Origin of the sequence: Brachybacterium sp. AOP3-A1-3 (genome assembly GCF_052378285.1) — a bacterium.
Lineage (GTDB): Bacteria > Actinomycetota > Actinomycetes > Actinomycetales > Dermabacteraceae > Brachybacterium.
This window is the reverse complement of record NZ_JBQSXM010000007.1, coordinates 1-15,143: the sequence shown is the minus strand read 5'-3', so window position 1 is coordinate 15,143 and position 15,143 is coordinate 1. Positions and strand designations below refer to the sequence as shown.

The following is a 15,143-nucleotide window of genomic DNA, read 5'->3' as shown; positions in this document are numbered from 1 at the left end:
CCCGCGGCCCATCGCTGTGGAAGGAGAGATCATGCCCGAGAACGTCTTCCCGCTGGATTCCACCAAGCCCTTCACCGACCAGAAGATCCTGGGACACAACCGCTGGCACCCCGACATCCCACCCGCGGTGAGCGTGCGCCCCGGGGACACCTTCCGCGTGGACTGCCGCGAATGGTTCGACGGCTACATCAAGAACGACGACTCCGCCGAGGACATCGCCTCGGCCCCGCTGCACACGGTCCACACCCTCTCCGGCCCGTTCCGCATCGAGGGCGCCAAGCCCGGCGACCTGCTCGTGGTGGACATCCTCGACGTCGGCCCGATCCCGCAGGAGGACTCCGGGCTTCTGGCCGGTCAGGGCTGGGGCTACACGGGCATCTTCGCCAAGCGCAACGGCGGCAGCTTCCTCACCGACGAGTTCCCCGATGCGTACAAGGCGGTGTGGGACTTCCGCGGCGACCGCACGACCTCCCGCCACGTCCCCGGGGTCGAGTTCACCGGCATGATCCATCCTGGGCTCATGGGCACCGCGCCCTCCCCGGAGCTGCTGAAGACCTGGAACACGCGCGAGGGCGCACTGATCGCCACCGAGCCGGACCGCGTCCCCGCTCTCGCCCTGCCGCCCGAGCCGAACGGCGCGATCCTCGGCGGCGTGAGCGAGGGGGACCACGACCGGGTCGCCGGGGAGGGCGCCCGCACCGCCCCGCCGCGCGAGAACGGCGGCAACCAGGACATCAAGAACCTCACCAAGGGCACCAGGATCTTCTACCCGGTGTTCGTGGACGGCGCGAACTTCTCCGTGGGCGACCTGCACTTCAGCCAGGGCGACGGCGAGATCACCTTCTGCGGCGGCATCGAGATGGGCGGCTTCCTCGACCTCCATGTCGACGTCATCAAGGGAGGCATGGAGAAGTACAACGTCTCCGAGAACGCGATCTTCATGCCCGGCAACACGGCACCGCAGCACAGCCAGTGGCTCTCCTTCTCGGGCACCTCGGTCACACTCGACGGTGAGCAGCGCTACCTCGACTCGCACCTCGCCTACCAGCGGGCCTGCCTGCACGCGATCGACTACCTGTCCATGTTCGGCTGGTCGAAGGAGCAGGCCTATCTGCTGCTGGGCGCCGCACCCATCGAGGGCCGGTTCTCCGGGGTCGTCGACATCCCCAACGCGTGCGCCACGGTGTACCTGCCGCTGGACATCTTCGACATCGACATCCGGCCCGGAGCGGGCGAGGTGCCGCAGATCGATCCGGGGATCGGGGCGCCGCGGGCGAGCGTGGGCTGAGGGCCGACGGGCCCTGCGGTGCTGAGCGCCGCAGGGCCCGTCGGTCTCAGCCGTTCAGGGCGCGAGCCCAGCGGTCCTGATGCTCGGCGACATGGTCCGCGGCCCGGCGCCAGTGCTCGCCGTGGCCCTCGGTGAACATCGATCCCCAAGGCTCGCGACCGGCGATGTTCGAGCTCCGCAGCAGCTCGAACATCGCCTCGGTGCGCTCCGCCATCGCGCGGGGGAGGGCGGCACGCAGCTCCTCGCCCGCTCCATAGCCGTCCACGAGGGCCGCGAGGCGCACGGCAGAATCCTCGGGATCGGCGGAGGCGTCGTTGAGGGTGAAGGCCTGTGCCGAGTACGCGAGATCCCAGAGTCGAGTGCTCGGCGCCGCCCCGTCCCAGTCGATGAACACCCAGCGCTCGCCGAGGATCAGGTTCCACGGGGTGAGGTCCCCGTGGCACACCAGATCCGTCGCTCCACCGCGCACGGGGAGCAGCGGCTCCCAGGGGGCGGGGGCCGACGGCGCGAACCCCTCGCAGGCATCGTGGATCGCGCGGATCAGTGCGCCGACGCGGGCCAGCCCGGCGAGCGTGAGCGGAGGGGAGTGCAGGGCGAGAGATCCGGGCACGAACTCCTGGATCTGTCGCCCGCGATCGTCGCGACCCCGCGGCTCGGGCACGTCGATCCCCGCCGCCGCGACGGTGCGCATCAGCTCGTGGACGGCGGGAGTGGTCGGCTCCCAGGGCTTGCGCACGGTGTCGCCGACGCGCACCACGCCCTCGGTCGCATTGCCGCCGTCGAGCGGGAGCTCCTCGTCGCTGGTCACCTCGCTACGGTATCCGCCCCGTACTCTTCCGGGGTGACCACGACCGAGGCCTACGGTGCCCGCGCCCAGGAGTACGCCGACCTGCTCGGCACGATCGAGGCGATGGCGCCGCAGGACAGGCTGTGCATCGAGTCCTGGGCGTTGGCCGTCGAGGGGCCGATCCTCGATGCCGGTTGCGGGCCCGGGCACTGGACCGCGCACCTGGCCGCCCTCGGTCACGAGGCCCGGGGGATCGATCCGGTCCCGGAGTTCGTCGAGATCGCACGACGCAGCCATCCTGGGGTCGGGTACGACGTCGGGTCCTTCGCGGAGCTGGCGGGTGGGTCCCTGCGCACCGCGCACGCAGGATCGTGGGGCGGGGTCCTCGCCTGGTACTCGTTGATCCATCTCGAGCCGGGAGAGCTCCCGGACGTTCTCGCGCAGCTCCGCGCAGCGCTGCGGCCTGCGGGATCGCTGCTGCTGGGCATCTTCGACGGCCGCCGTCAGGAATCATTCGCGCATGCGGTGGCCCCGGCGTGGCTCTGGCCGGCGGAGACGATGGCGCAACTGCTCGAGGACGCAGGCTTCGACGTCGTCTCCCTCGAGCGCCGCGAGGACCCCGGTGCCCGCCCCCACGCCGCACTCATCGCCGAGCGCCGCTGACTGCGCGGGCCCTGATCGCTACTGTGAGCGGTATGGGCACACGAGCGAGGGACGGCAGCGCAGGCGACGCGGACTACGGGGAGATCGGCTCCTCGTACTCCAGGTACCGTCGGCCCGACCCGCGGATCGCCGCGGTGATCACGGAGGCGCTCGGGGAGGCGCGCACGGTGCTCAACGTCGGCGCGGGAGCGGGGTCCTATGAGCCGGTTGGCCGTGAGGTGACCGCGGTGGAGCCCTCGGCGGCGATGCGCGCGCAGCGCCCCGCAGACCTGCCCTCCGCAGTGGACGCCACCGCCGAACAGCTGCCCTTCGCCGACGACTCCTTCGATGCCTCGATGGCCACGTTCAGCGTCCACCAATGGCCGGACGTCAGCGCGGGACTGCGCGAGATGCGTCGCGTGACCCGTGGCCCCGTCGTGATCCTGACCTGCGATCCGACCCTGGTCGAGACGTTCTGGGTGCGCGAGTACGCCCCCGAGGTGCTCGCTGTCGAGGCGCGTCGCTATCCTTCGCTGGAGGCACTCGCCGAGGGGCTCGGCGGAAAGGTCTCGAGCAATGTGATGGCGATCCCTCAGGCCTGCACCGACGGGTTCACCGAGGCCTACTACGGCCGCCCGGAGCGTCTGCTCGACGTGGAGGCGCAGCTCGCCTGCTCGGCGTGGAGCTTCGTGGAGCCTGCGGTCATCGCCCGCTTCACTCAGCAGCTCACCGTGGACCTCCTCGAGGGCACCTGGGATGCGAAGCACGGCGAGCTGCGCACCCTTCCGCAGTACGAGGGGTCGCTCGTGCTCGTGGTCTCGGAGGCGTGAGGTGACTCAGGATTCTCCGGCACCGGCACCGGCACCGGCACCGGCCCTGGTGCTGCTCAACGGTGCCCCCGGCAGCGGGAAGTCGACCCTCGCCGCGCTGCTCGCGGCCCAGCGCCCGCTGGCCCTCGCCCTGGACATCGACACGCTCAAGCATTCCCTCGGCGCGTGGGACCAGGATCTCCAGGCCTCCGGGTTGCAGGCCCGACGGCTCGCGGTCGCACTGATCCGGCAGCACCTCGCCGACAGGCATGACGTGATCATCGGGCAGTACCTCGCGCGCACTACGTTCCTCGAGGAGCTCGAGCAGCTCGCCACGGACTGTGGTGCGCGGTTCGTGGAGGCGGCGCTCGTGGTCGACGAGGAGACCCTCGCGCAGCGGCTCGCGGGCCGACGGGCGGCGCCGGACCGTCCCGAGCAGGCGGCGAACGACCGCTTCGTCGGGCCGGCCGACGCCCCGGAACTCGTGCGGTCCATCGAGGTGGTGCTCGCTCAACGTCCCGCGACGCGACGCATCGACGGGCGGCGGAGTCGCGACGACGTGCTCGCGGCTCTTATCGCCCTGCTCAGCGCAGGCTGAGCTCCAGCGCAGCGGCCAGCTGCCGGGGATGGCTGAGCATGGCGCAATGGCAGCCCGGGATCTCCTCGGCCTCGATCCCCAGCCGCTCTCGGGTCACGCGGCGCAGGAAGTCGGCAGGGAAGAAGCGGTCGTCCCGGGCCACGAGGGCGCGGGTCGGCACCTGCGGATGCGCGGCGAGCGGCCAGGGCGCGGCGGAGGATGCGTCGGCCTGCCCGCGGGACCGGCGCATCGCCTCCTGCGCGAGCTCCTCGGGCACCCCGCCCAGGAAGCTGACATAAGGGTCTTCGTTCCCGGTCAGTCCGCCGTCGAGGGCGGCCTGCTCCGCGACGGCGGCCTCGTAGCCCGTGTGCGCCCACCAGCCGGCGGGGCGCTCGCCGGGGGACGGGATCATCGCGGCCACGTAGATGAGTTCGGTGACCGGCAGTCGGTCCGCGATCAGCGGTGCGGTGAAGCCTCCGAAGGAGTGCCCCACGACGACGAGGTCGCGGCGGGCGCCGGGCGACACATCGCGGGCCAGCACATCGCCGGTCGACGCGCCGACAGCCTTCTCCACGGCATCGGCGAACTCCGGCAGCCCGGCGCTCTCATCGTCGCAGGGCAGGTCCGGCGTGATGACCTCGTGGCCGTGCGCGCGCAGCTCCTCGGCCACGAGGTGCCAGGACCAGCCGACGTCGGCCGCCCCGTGGATCAGCACGAATGTGGATGTGGTGGTGCTCGCGGTCATGGCCGTCGGCTCATGTCGGAGTCCTCATGTCGGAGTCCTCATCGTGGAGCCCTCAGTCGCCGAGGATCGCGCCGGTGGAGGCGGACTGCACGAGCTTCACGTACTTGCCCAGCACGCCCTTGGTGAACTTCGGGGGCAGGAGCTCCCAGCCCTCGCGACGGGTCTCGAGCTCGGCCTCGTCGACCAGCAGGTCCAGCGCGCCGGAGCTCACGTCGAGCCGGATGCGGTCGCCGTCGCGCACGAAAGCGATCGGGCCGGCATCCACGGCCTCGGGGGCGATGTGGCCCACGCACAGCCCGGTGGTGCCGCCGGAGAAGCGGCCGTCGGTCATCAGCAGCACGTCCTTCCCCAGGCCCGCCCCCTTGATCGCCCCGGTGATCGCGAGCATCTCGCGCATGCCCGGCCCGCCCTTGGGGCCCTCGTAACGGATCACCACCACGTCACCGTGGGTGATGGTCCCGTCGTTCAGGGCGTCCAGCGCATGCTGCTCGCGCTCGAACACGCGGGCGGTGCCCTCGAAGACGTCCTCCTCGAAGCCGGCGGACTTCACGACCGCCCCCTCGGGGGCGAGCGAGCCGTGCAGGATCGTGATCCCGCCGGTGGGTGCGATCGGCGCCGAGGCCGGCCGCAGCACCTTCCCATCGGCCGGGCGGGGGGCGAGGACCTCGAGGTTCTCCGCGATCGTCCGACCGGTGACGGTGAGGCAGTCGCCGTCCAGCAGGCCCTCGTCCAGCAGAGTCTTCATGACCACCTGGATCCCGCCCACATGGTCGACATCGCTCATCACGTAGCGGCCGTAGGGCTTCAGATCGGCGAGATGGGGGACCTTCGCGCCGATGCGGGCGAAGTCCGCGAGGGTGAGATCCACATCCGCCTCATGGGCGATCGCCAGCAGGTGCAGCACCGCGTTGGTGGAGCCGCCGAAGGCCTGGACCACCGCGATCGCGTTCTCGAACGCGGGCTTGGTCATGATGTCGTGGCTGGTGATGCCCTGCCGGAGCATCTCCACCACGGCCTCGCCCGCGCGGCGGGAGTCGGCATCGCGGCGGCGATCGGCCGACGGGGGAGTCGCGGAGCCAGGGATCGACATCCCGATCGCCTCGGCGGCCGTGGACATGGTGTTGGCCGTGTAGAAACCACCGCAGGCACCCTCGCCCGGGCAGATCGAGCGCTCGATGCGGCCCACGTCCTCGCGGCTCATCAACCCGCGGGCACACGCGCCGACCGCCTCGAAGCCGTCGATGATGGTGACGTCCTTCTCCTCGCCGCTCTCGAAGGTGACGCGGCCGGGCATGATCGTGCCCGCATAGACGAACACGCTGGCCAGGTCCAAGCGCGCGGCGGCCATCAGCATGCCGGGCAGGGACTTGTCGCATCCGGCCAGCAGCACGGAGCCGTCGAGGCGCTCGGCGCTCATCACCGTCTCGACGCTGTCGGCGATGAGATCGCGGGACACCAACGAGTAGTGCATCCCGTCGTGCCCCATGGAGATGCCGTCGGAGACGGAGATGGTGCCGAACTGCAGGGGATAGCCGCCGCCGGAGTGCACACCGTCCTTCGCCGCCTGGGCCAGCCGGTCCAGCGACAGGTTGCAGGGGGTGATCTCGTTCCACGAGCTCGCGATCCCGATCTGGGGCTTGTCCCAGTCCGCATCGCCCATCCCCACCGCGCGGAGCATCCCGCGGGACACCGTGGCGCCGAGCCCGTCGGTGACGGTGCGGCTGCGGGGTTTGATGTCCGGGGCGGAGAACGTGGCGTCGGCGTCGGTATCGGCGTCGGGGAGAGAGGTCTCTGCGGTGCTGAGGGCGTCGTCGGCGTTCATGGCCCGACTCTATGCCGGGTCCTCGTGGCGGGGAAGGGGCCGCCTCTCGGCGGGAAAGGGCCGACCCCTCGGCGGGGAAGGGGCCGACCCCTCGGCGGGAAAGGGCCGAGGGGCCGGGTGGGCGCCGGTTCAGCGGATCCGCGCGCCGTCCCCGATCCGCGTGTAGCGGCTCAGCTGGGTGACGTGCTCCGGCGTGAGGTCCTTCAGGGTCGGGACCTGCAGCAGCTTCATCGTCCGCTCCACCTCGTCGGAGAGGATCTCGATGGTGCGGTCCACTCCCTCGCGGCCTCCGGCCATCAGGCCGTAGAGATAGGCGCGACCGATCAGGGTGAAGTCGGCGCCCAGTGCGATAGCGGCGACGATGTCGGCACCGCTGCGGATGCCGGTGTCCAGGATGATCTCGAGGTCGCTGCCGACCTCACGGGCCACCTGGGGCAGCAGATGGAAGGGCACCGGGGCGCGGTCCAGCTGTCGACCGCCGTGGTTGGACAGCACGATCGCGTCGACCCCGAGGTCGGCGAGCCGCTTCGCGTCCTCGAGGGTCTGGACGCCCTTGACGGCCAGCTTGCCCGGCCACATCGCGCGGATCTCCGCGAGATCGTCGAAGCTGATCGTCGGGTCCATCGCGGAGTCGATCAGCTCGCCGACCGTGCCGCCGGTGGAGGAGAGGGACGCGAACTCGAGCTTCGCCGTGGTGAGGAAGTCCCACCACCACCAGGGCCTCCGGAGCGCGTCGAGCACCGTGCCGACGCTCAGCTGCGGCGGGATCGAGAAGCCGTTGCGGGTGTCGCGCAGGCGCGCCCCGCCCACGGGGGTGTCGACCGTGAAGAACAGGGTGTCGAAGCCGGCGGCAGCTGCACGCTCGACGAGCCCGTAGGAGACCTCTCGCTGCCTCATCACGTAGAGCTGGAACCAGTTGCGGCCCAGCGGGTTCGCGGCCTTGACGTCCTCGATCGAGGTGGTCCCGAGCGTGGAGAGGGTGAACGGGATCCCGGCGGCGCCGGCCGCGCCCGCGCCGGCGGTCTCGCCCTCGGTCTGCATCAGGCGGGTGAAGCCCGTCGGGGCGATGCCGAACGGCTGGGCGGAGCTGCCTCCGAGGATCTGGGTGGTGGTGTCCACGTGGGAGACGTCATGGAGGATCGCGGGATGGAACTCGATGTCCTCGAAGGCCTCGACGGAGCGCTGCATCGAGATCTCGCCCTCGGCGGCACCGTCGGTGTAGTCGAAGGCAGCAGCGGGCGTGCGGCGCTTCGCGACCTTCCGCAGATCGTCGATGGTCAGTGCCGAGGAGAGCCGGCGATGCTTCGGATCGAGGTCGAGCTTCTTGAACTTCATGAGCTCGAGGAGCTCGGCGGGACGGGGGACCTGGCGCTTGACCAAGGGGTGCTCCTTCACGAGAGACGGTCGATGGGTGGCAGTGGATGTCAGGGGGATGTCAGCGGGCCGGCAGGGGCTGGCAGTGCGGGGCAGCGGGTGGTGGCGGGTCAGAGGGTGGGGATCATCCATGAGAGCACGGTGGACTGCAGGCCGACCAGGAGGCACAGGCCGGCGAGCATCCCGAGGCTCCACCAGATGACCTTGCGGAAGATGGCGGACTCCTGCCCGAGCAGCCCGACGGCGGTGGCCGCGATCGTGAGGTTCTGGGGGCTGATCATCTTGCCCACCACACCACCGGAGGTGTTGGCCGCGACGAGGAGCGCCGGATCCAGGCCGGCCTTCTCGGCGGCGGTCTGCTGCAGCGTGGCGAACAGGGCGTTGGCGCTGGTGTCGGATCCGGTGACCGCGGTGCCCAGCCAGCCGAGGATCGGGGAGAGGAAGGCGAAGGCGGCGCCGGTGCCGGCGATCCAGGTGCCGATGGTGATCGTCTGCCCGGACAGGTTCATCACGTAGGCCAGGGCGAGGACCGAGGCGACCGTGAGGATCGAGTAGCGGAGCTTGACGAGGTTGGTGAGGTAGACGTCCGCGGCGTCGCGGAGGGACAGGCGGTAGACGATCGCGACGATGATGCCGGTGATCAGCAGCAGCGTGCCGGGGGAGGAGAGCCACTGGAAGGCGTAGACCGTGCTGCCGGCGAGCTCGCCGTCGGCGGTGAACACGTGACCGTCGAGTCCCGGCCAGGGGATCTTGATGTCGGTGGCCGCGAGGACGGAGCTCAGCACCGGGATCAGCTTCGAGGCCGAGAAGATCGCGATCACCAGCAGGTAGGGGAACAGCGCCATGAGCACACGGCCCGGGGTGAGACGGACGTCGGTGCGCGCCGTGGTGGCCACGGCGCCTCCTGCGGAGCCGGTGTCCACGGGACCGGCCTGCTCGGTCTCGCGCTCGCCGCGCATCTTCTCCAGGGCGTCCTTGCCTCCCTGGGGCGTCCAGAACTGGAGCATGATCACGGCGGCGGCGAGACCGGCCAGCGACGCGATGATGTCGGTGAGCTCGACGGAGATGAAGTTCGAGGAGACGAACTGGCTGATGGCGAAGGTGAGGCCGACCACGAGGGCGAGCGGCCACAGCTGCTTCACGCCGCGCTTCCCGTCCACGAGGAAGACCAGGAACAGCGGGACGACAGCGGCGAAGAACGGGGCCTGATGCCCGATGATCGCGCCGATGTGCTGGTAGGGGATCCCCGTGAGGTTGCCGGCGGTGATGATCGGGATGGCGATCGCGCCGAAGGCCACCGGTGCCGTGTTGGCCAGGAGCACCACGGTCGCGGCGCGCATCGCGGTGAAGCCGACGGCCATCAGCATCACGCCGGTGATCGCGACGGGGGCGCCGAAGCCCGCGAGCGCCTCGAGCAGGCCCCCGAAGCAGAACGCGATGATGATCGCCTGCACGCGCGGATCGTCGGAGATCGCGTCGATGACCAGGCGCAGGTCCTCGAAGCGGCCGCTGCGCACGGTCAGCTCGTACAGCCAGATCGCGTTCAGGACGATCCACATGATCGGGAACAGGCCGAAGGCGAGCCCCTCGGTGGCGGAGAGGGCCACGAGGTCCACCGGCATGCCGTAGGCGACGGCGGCGACCAGCATCGCGACGACGAGTGCGGCCAGGCCGGCCCAGTGGGCCTTCCAGCGCAGCACGCCGAGCGTGAGGAAGATGGTCAGCAGGGGGAGCAGCGCGACGATCGAGGTCAGCGTCAAGCTGCCTGCCAGGGGTGCGAGGTCAGGGGTGTACATGGGAACCTCCGACACACATCAGCCGCGGTGCTGCACAGCATCGCCGTCGATGTCGTGCCTTGTGAGTCGGTGGGAACGGGGATCAATGAGGGCGCGAGCCTATGGGAGCGTGCGTCGGTGGGGACGCGTACCGAGGGGAACGTGCGTCGGTGGGGACAGGGGTGGTAGACCGTGCTGTGGTCTGACCACATGGTGGGTTGATCGAATGTTAGGCCCTGGAGCGTCGCGGAGCAAGATCCCGAGAGCTTTCCGGCCTCACCTGTGCTAGAACGGGTCAATGGTCGACACAGCGAACGATGATGAGGTCCGACCGCACAGAGGGCGGGCCGCCGGCGCGGATGCCGCGTGGGCCCCGGTCACGCGGAGCAGCACCTACGAGCTGGTGATCGACGCGATTGAGGACCAGATCATGACCGGCGCCCTCGTCGTCGGCGACCTCCTGCCGCCCGAGCGTGAGCTCGCCTCCCGGCTCCGGGTGAGCCGTGCGGGGGTGCGCGAGGCGATCCGGGCGCTCGAGGCCTACGGAGTGCTGCGCTCTGAGGTCGGATCCGGTCGAGGTGCCGGCACTTTCGTCTCCGCCCTGCCCAGCGCGGCCCTGGAGCAGTTCCTCCGACTCCATGTCGCCCTGTCGAACTTCCGCCTCGAGGAGGTCATCGAGGCGAGGATCCTGCTGGAGCGGACCAGCGCTTCGCTCGCTGCGGAGCGCGCCGATGCGGCCGCTCTGGCCGAGCTCGAGCGGCTGCTGGCGGTGATGGATGCGCCCGGTGTGAGCCGGGAGGCCTTCAACGAGGCCGACACCGCCTTCCACGTCGCGATCGCCCAGGCCGGCGGCAATGCGCTGTTCTCCGATATGACCGGAGCGATCCGGGCCTCCCTGCGCGCCCCGATCCTGGAGGCGTTCACCAAGGTCGCGACCTGGGAGGACATCGCCGGCACCCTGCGCGAACAGCATCACGGGATCTTCCGGGCGATCGCGGAGGGCCGGGGAGACGACGCGGCGGAGCTGACCGCTGAGCACATCCGCGCCGCCTCGGACATGCTCCCGGACCTGTCCACGAACTGAACCGCCCCGCGAAAGCGCCGGCGGCGTCGCCTGCGTGACGGGGTGGCCGGCAGGACGGGGCGCTGGGCGGTCGGGAGAATGACCAGTCGGCTGGTCCAGAAAGCCAGCCGGCCGGGCGGTGCACTCAGACGCCGGGGACCGGGCGCTCGTCGGGACCGTCGTAGGCCGACAGCGGGCGGATCAGCGCATTCGCGGCGCGCTGCTCCATGACATGAGCGGTCCAGCCCGTGATCCGCGCGGCGATGAACAGCGGGGTGAACATCTCCGTGTCGAAGCCCATCAGGTGGTAAGTGGGGCCGGCCGGATAATCCAGGTTCGGCTTGATGCCCTTCGCCTCGTCCATGGACTGCTCCAGCCCGTCGTACAGCCCCAGCACCTCGGGCCGCCCGACGTAGGCGATCATCGCGTCCATCGCCTCTTTCATGGTCGGCACCCGCGAGTCCCCGTGCTTGTAGATCCGGTGCCCGAAGCCCATGACCTTCTTCTTCTGGGCGAGCGCATCGTCCATCCAGGCCTTCGCCCGGGCGCGGGCCTCCTCCTGGGACTCCTCGGGCCGGATGCCGATCTCGTCGAAGGTGTGCATCACGGCCTCGTTCGCGCCGCCGTGCAGGGGGCCCTTGAGCGCACCGATCGCGCCGGTCACCGCGGAATGCAGATCGGACAGGGTCGAGGTGATCACCCGGGCGGTGAACGTCGAGGCATTGAAGGAGTGCTCGGCGTACAGCACCATCGAGACGCGGAAGGCATCGGCCACCTCGTCGGCCGGCTCCTCGCCGAAGGTCATCCACAGGAAGTTCCGGGAGTAGTCCAGATCCTCCCGCGGAGGGATCGGCTCGGTGGGGCCGCCGGCCCGACGACGACGCTGCTCATAGGCGACCACCGCCGGCAGCTGTGCGAACAGCACCTTCGCCTTCTCCAGCTCGGCCTCGCGAGAGGAGTCCTGCGCGGCAGGATCCAGCGCCCCGAGGACGGAGACCGCGGTGCGCACCGCATCCATCGGGTGGCAGGTCGTGGGCAGGGAGTCCATCGCCGCCTTCACCTCGGCGGCCAGCGCGCGATGGGAGCGCTCGTGGCGGGTCGCCGCGGCCGTCTCCTCGGCGGTGGGGAGCTCCCCGGTCCACAGCAGATGCGCCACGGCCTCGAAGGACTGTGTGGCGGCCAGCTCTGCGACGGGGTATCCCCGGTAGAGCAGGGAGTTGGTCTCCGGGTTGACCTTGGAGACAGCGGTGACGTCGGCGACGACTCCGTTCAGTCCCTTGCGGATCTCGGTGGTCTCGTTCATGTCTCGCTCCTGGGGTCGACGTCGGTGTCGGGTGCGTTGTGGTGGGACGTGCTCAGGGGTGGGAGGTGGGCACCTCGAAATCGAAGACCGAGGCGTCGAAGCGGTTGTAGCCCTCGTAGTCCACCAGCTCGTAGAGCCGGGCGCGAGTGAGCATCTCATCGACCCGGGGGGCCTGGGTACCCTCCGAAAGGATCGTCTCCAGCACCCGCTCCGCAGCGCCCATGGCCGCGCGCAGCAGTGTGACCGGGTAGATCACCATCGCCACGCCCGTCTCGGCCAGCTGGGTCCGGGTGAACAGCTCGGACTTCCCGAACTCCGTCATGTTCGCCAGCACGGGCACGTCCAGGGCGGCGCAGACCTGCTCGAACTCCGAGAGGTCCGCGAGCGCCTCGGGGAAGATCGCGTCGGCCCCGGCATCGACCAGGGCCTTCATCCTCTCGATCGCGGCATCCAGCCCCGAGGTCGCGCGCAGGTCGGTGCGGGCCATCACCAGGAATCCGTCGTCGCGGCGCCCGTCGGCCGCGGCGCGGATCCGCTGCGTCGCGGTCTCCAGATCCACCATGGACTTGCCGTCGAGATGACCGCAGCGCTTGGGGTTGACCTGGTCCTCGATGTGGCAGCCGGCCAGGCCAGCGTCCTCGAGCTCCTGGATGGTGCGGGCCACGTTCATCGGCTCGCCGAAGCCGGTGTCGGCGTCGATCAGGCAGGGAAGATCGGTGGCGGCGGCGATCTGTCGGCCGCGGGTGGCCACCTCGCTGAGCGTGGTCAGCCCGATGTCCGGCAGGGCGAGCTCGTTGGCGATCACCGCGCCGGAGATGTACGCGCCGGGGAAGCCCTTCTCCTGGATCAGCTTCGCGGACAGCGGCGTGAACGCTCCGGGGAAGGGCTGGGCCGCTCCTGGTTCGAGCAGGGCGCGCAGGTCCTGGCGCTTCTGCGCGGGGGTCCTGGTGGAGTTCAGCATCAGAAGAGTCCCTTCGGTCCGGCGGTGAGGTCGACGACTCCGGCAGCGGCGCGGACGTTGAGCTGGCCGAGCTCGCCGGCGGCGAGGTCCGGCAGGTTCGCCGCGGTCTCCAGGAAGCGGTCGATCTCCGCGCCGTCCACGAGGCCGTCTGCCAGCGAACGGAACTTCTCGACGTACTGCGCCCGGGCGAAGGGCCGGGCGCCGAGCGGATGGGCGTCCGCCACGGCGATGCTGTCCTCGATGACGGTGCCGTCGGTGAGGGTGATCCGCACGTCGCCGCCGAACGCCTTCTCCTGCAGGTCCAGGGAGTGGTAGCGCCGGGTCCATTCCGCATCCTCCTGCGTGGTGACCTTGTGCCACAGCGCGACGGTGTCGCGGCGGCCGGCGCGCTCCGGGGCGTACGAGTGCTCGTGATGCCAGGCGCCGTCCTGCAGTGCGACGGCGAAGATGTACGGGATCGAGTGGTCGAGCGTCTCGCGGGAGGCGGTGGGCTCGTACTTCTGCGGGTCGTTGGCCCCGGAACCGATCACGAAGTGCGTGTGATGGGAGGTGCGGATCAGGATCGACTCGACCTTGTCCGGATCGCCGGCCTCCGGGTGCTCGGTGTGGAGACGGCGGGCGAGGTCGATCCACGCCTGGGCCTGATACTCCGCCGAATGCTCCTTGGTGTAGGTGTCCAGGATCGCGCGCTTGGCCTCGCCGGGGGGCGGCAGCGGGACCGTGTAGCGGGCGTCGGGGCCGCCCAGCAGCCAGGCGATGACGCCGTCCTCGCCCTCATAGATCGGCACCGGAGAGGTCTGCCCCCGCATCGCCCGGTCGACGGATTCGACGGCCATCTTCCCGGCGAACGCGGGTGCGTGCGCCTTCCAGGTGGAGATCTCGCCCTTGCGCGACTGCCGGGTCGCGGTGGTGGTGTGCAGCGCCTGGCCGATGGCCTGGAACACCGTCTCGGTGTCCAGTCCCAGCAGGGTCCCGATCCCCGCGGCGGCCGACGGGCCGAGGTGCGCGACGTGGTCGATCTTGTGGGCGTGCAGGCTGATGGCCCGCACCAGGTCGACCTGCAGCTCGTAGCCCGTGGCGACGGCACGTACGAGGTCATGGCCCGAGCTACCCGCATGCTCGCCGACGGCGAGGATCGGGGGGATGTTGTCCCCGGGATGGGAGTACTCCGCGGCCAAGAAGGTGTCGTGGTAATCGAGTTCGCGCACGGCGACGCCGTTGGCCCACGCCGCCCATTCGGGGGAGCTCTTCTCGGTGATCCCGACGATGCTCGCGCCGCTGCCGCCGGTGGCGACGGGATGGCTGAGCGCCTGTGACCGGGCCGAGACGATGGGCGCCCGGTTCAGGGAGGCGACGGCCACCGACGCGTTGTCGATGAGGCGGTTGATGATCATCTCCTGCACCTCGGTCTCGACCTCGACCGGGTCGGTGGCGACCTCGGCCATGGCCCAGGCCAGCTGGTCCGGCCGGGCCAGGTTCTCGTCGGAGCGGTGGGTGCGGACGTCGTGGTTCCTCATGCTGTGGTCTCCTTCAGCGGCGCGGGATCGATCCGGCCGGGGTGGGTGAGGGTGCTCGGTGGGGGAGTCTGGCTGTCGTCGGGGTCGGTGCGGAGATGGGTGAGTGCCTGCTGGAGGTGCACGACGGTCGCGGCCGCGGCGAGCTCCGGGTTGCCGTCGGCGATGGCGCGGGCGATCGCCGCGTGCTCCCGGGCGGTCTCGGAGAGGCGCGCGGGGGAGTGGCGGGAGAGCCGACGGAGCCGCGTGAGGTGGACCCGCACTCCGCGCAGCGAGTCCGCGAGATAGGCGTTGCCGCAGGTGGAGTCCACGGCACGGTCCAGCTCCTGGGTCAGCGCGTAGTAGTCGGTGGGGTCGGCGCCTTCTGTCAAGGGGGAGATCGCGCGGTCGAAGCTGCGTGCGAGGTCCGCGAACCGGCCGTGCGCGGAAGGGTCGTGGGCCGCAGTGGCGTGGGCCCGGGGGGCGGGGGGCCGGCGCCCGGCC

General features: G+C 70.5%; 14 protein-coding genes. 5 read left to right on the top strand and 9 right to left on the bottom strand.

Features of this window, described 5'->3' with window-relative positions; genetic code table 11:
- Positions 1–31: 31 nt before the first annotated feature.
- Positions 32–1,288 carry a formamidase gene (gene fmdA / locus ACT3T5_RS11005; RefSeq protein ID WP_193116159.1) on the top strand — a complete coding sequence of 419 codons (1,257 nt, stop codon included), beginning with the start codon at positions 32–34 and terminating at the stop codon, positions 1,286–1,288.
- A 46-nt stretch (positions 1,289–1,334) separates the two neighbouring features.
- On the opposite strand, the gene ACT3T5_RS11000 is transcribed toward fmdA, so the two are convergent.
- Positions 1,335–2,096 (bottom strand): phosphotransferase, encoded by a 762-nt coding sequence (locus ACT3T5_RS11000; protein ID WP_343925684.1) that lies wholly within the window; start codon positions 2,094–2,096, stop codon positions 1,335–1,337.
- Positions 2,097–2,129: 33 nt separating this feature from the next.
- Between ACT3T5_RS11000 and ACT3T5_RS10995 the strand changes: the two genes are divergently transcribed.
- From ACT3T5_RS10995 to ACT3T5_RS10985, 3 genes are read left to right on the top strand one after another with little or no spacing between them, the layout of a single operon-like run.
- A complete protein-coding gene (locus ACT3T5_RS10995; protein ID WP_443343685.1) occupies positions 2,130–2,738 on the top strand; it encodes a class I SAM-dependent DNA methyltransferase in 609 nt (202 codons plus the stop codon).
- A gap of 32 nt (positions 2,739–2,770) precedes the next feature.
- Positions 2,771–3,547, top strand: coding sequence for a class I SAM-dependent methyltransferase (locus ACT3T5_RS10990; protein WP_443343686.1), 777 nt, complete (start codon positions 2,771–2,773; stop codon positions 3,545–3,547).
- Between the two features lies 1 nt (position 3,548).
- Positions 3,549–4,124, top strand: a complete 576-nt coding sequence (locus ACT3T5_RS10985) for an AAA family ATPase (protein ID WP_443350416.1) — start codon at positions 3,549–3,551, stop codon at positions 4,122–4,124.
- On the opposite strand, the gene ACT3T5_RS10980 is transcribed toward ACT3T5_RS10985, so the two are convergent.
- The 4 genes from ACT3T5_RS10980 to ACT3T5_RS10965 all read right to left on the bottom strand — a co-directional run bounded on the left by ACT3T5_RS10980 (position 4,111) and on the right by ACT3T5_RS10965 (position 9,840).
- Positions 4,111–4,848 carry an alpha/beta fold hydrolase gene (locus tag ACT3T5_RS10980; RefSeq protein WP_193116156.1) on the bottom strand — a complete coding sequence of 246 codons (738 nt, stop codon included), beginning with the start codon at positions 4,846–4,848 and terminating at the stop codon, positions 4,111–4,113. The genes ACT3T5_RS10985 and ACT3T5_RS10980 overlap by 14 nt on opposite strands.
- 52 nt (positions 4,849–4,900) lie before the next feature.
- On the bottom strand, positions 4,901–6,670 hold the full coding sequence (gene ilvD / locus ACT3T5_RS10975; RefSeq protein WP_443335395.1) for a dihydroxy-acid dehydratase: 1,770 nt from the start codon (positions 6,668–6,670) through the stop codon (positions 4,901–4,903).
- A gap of 129 nt (positions 6,671–6,799) precedes the next feature.
- Entirely contained in the window at positions 6,800–8,050 is a 1,251-nt protein-coding gene (locus tag ACT3T5_RS10970; RefSeq protein WP_444594343.1) for an alpha-hydroxy acid oxidase, read from the bottom strand.
- Positions 8,051–8,154: 104 nt separating this feature from the next.
- Positions 8,155–9,840 carry an L-lactate permease gene (locus ACT3T5_RS10965; protein ID WP_444594342.1) on the bottom strand — a complete coding sequence of 562 codons (1,686 nt, stop codon included), beginning with the start codon at positions 9,838–9,840 and terminating at the stop codon, positions 8,155–8,157.
- A 277-nt stretch (positions 9,841–10,117) separates the two neighbouring features.
- Here ACT3T5_RS10965 and ACT3T5_RS10960 point away from each other — a divergent pair, with 277 nt between their 5' ends.
- Positions 10,118–10,903, top strand: a complete 786-nt coding sequence (locus ACT3T5_RS10960; protein ID WP_444594341.1) for a FadR/GntR family transcriptional regulator — start codon at positions 10,118–10,120, stop codon at positions 10,901–10,903.
- A gap of 124 nt (positions 10,904–11,027) precedes the next feature.
- Here the strand turns inward: ACT3T5_RS10960 and ACT3T5_RS10955 are convergent, their stop codons facing one another.
- From ACT3T5_RS10955 to ACT3T5_RS10940, 4 genes are all read right to left on the bottom strand, one after another.
- Entirely contained in the window at positions 11,028–12,185 is a 1,158-nt protein-coding gene (locus ACT3T5_RS10955) for a bifunctional 2-methylcitrate synthase/citrate synthase (RefSeq protein WP_444594340.1), read from the bottom strand.
- 52 nt (positions 12,186–12,237) lie between these two features.
- Complete coding sequence (prpB, locus tag ACT3T5_RS10950; protein ID WP_444578785.1) at positions 12,238–13,146, bottom strand: methylisocitrate lyase; 909 nt, start codon at positions 13,144–13,146, stop codon at positions 12,238–12,240.
- Positions 13,146–14,663, bottom strand: a complete 1,518-nt coding sequence (locus ACT3T5_RS10945; RefSeq protein WP_444594339.1) for an MmgE/PrpD family protein — start codon at positions 14,661–14,663, stop codon at positions 13,146–13,148. The genes prpB and ACT3T5_RS10945 overlap by 1 nt, the downstream gene beginning before the upstream one ends.
- A partial coding sequence (locus ACT3T5_RS10940) for an FCD domain-containing protein (RefSeq protein ID WP_444594338.1) occupies positions 14,660–15,143 on the bottom strand: 484 nt, incomplete at its 5' end. The genes ACT3T5_RS10945 and ACT3T5_RS10940, both read right to left, overlap by 4 nt.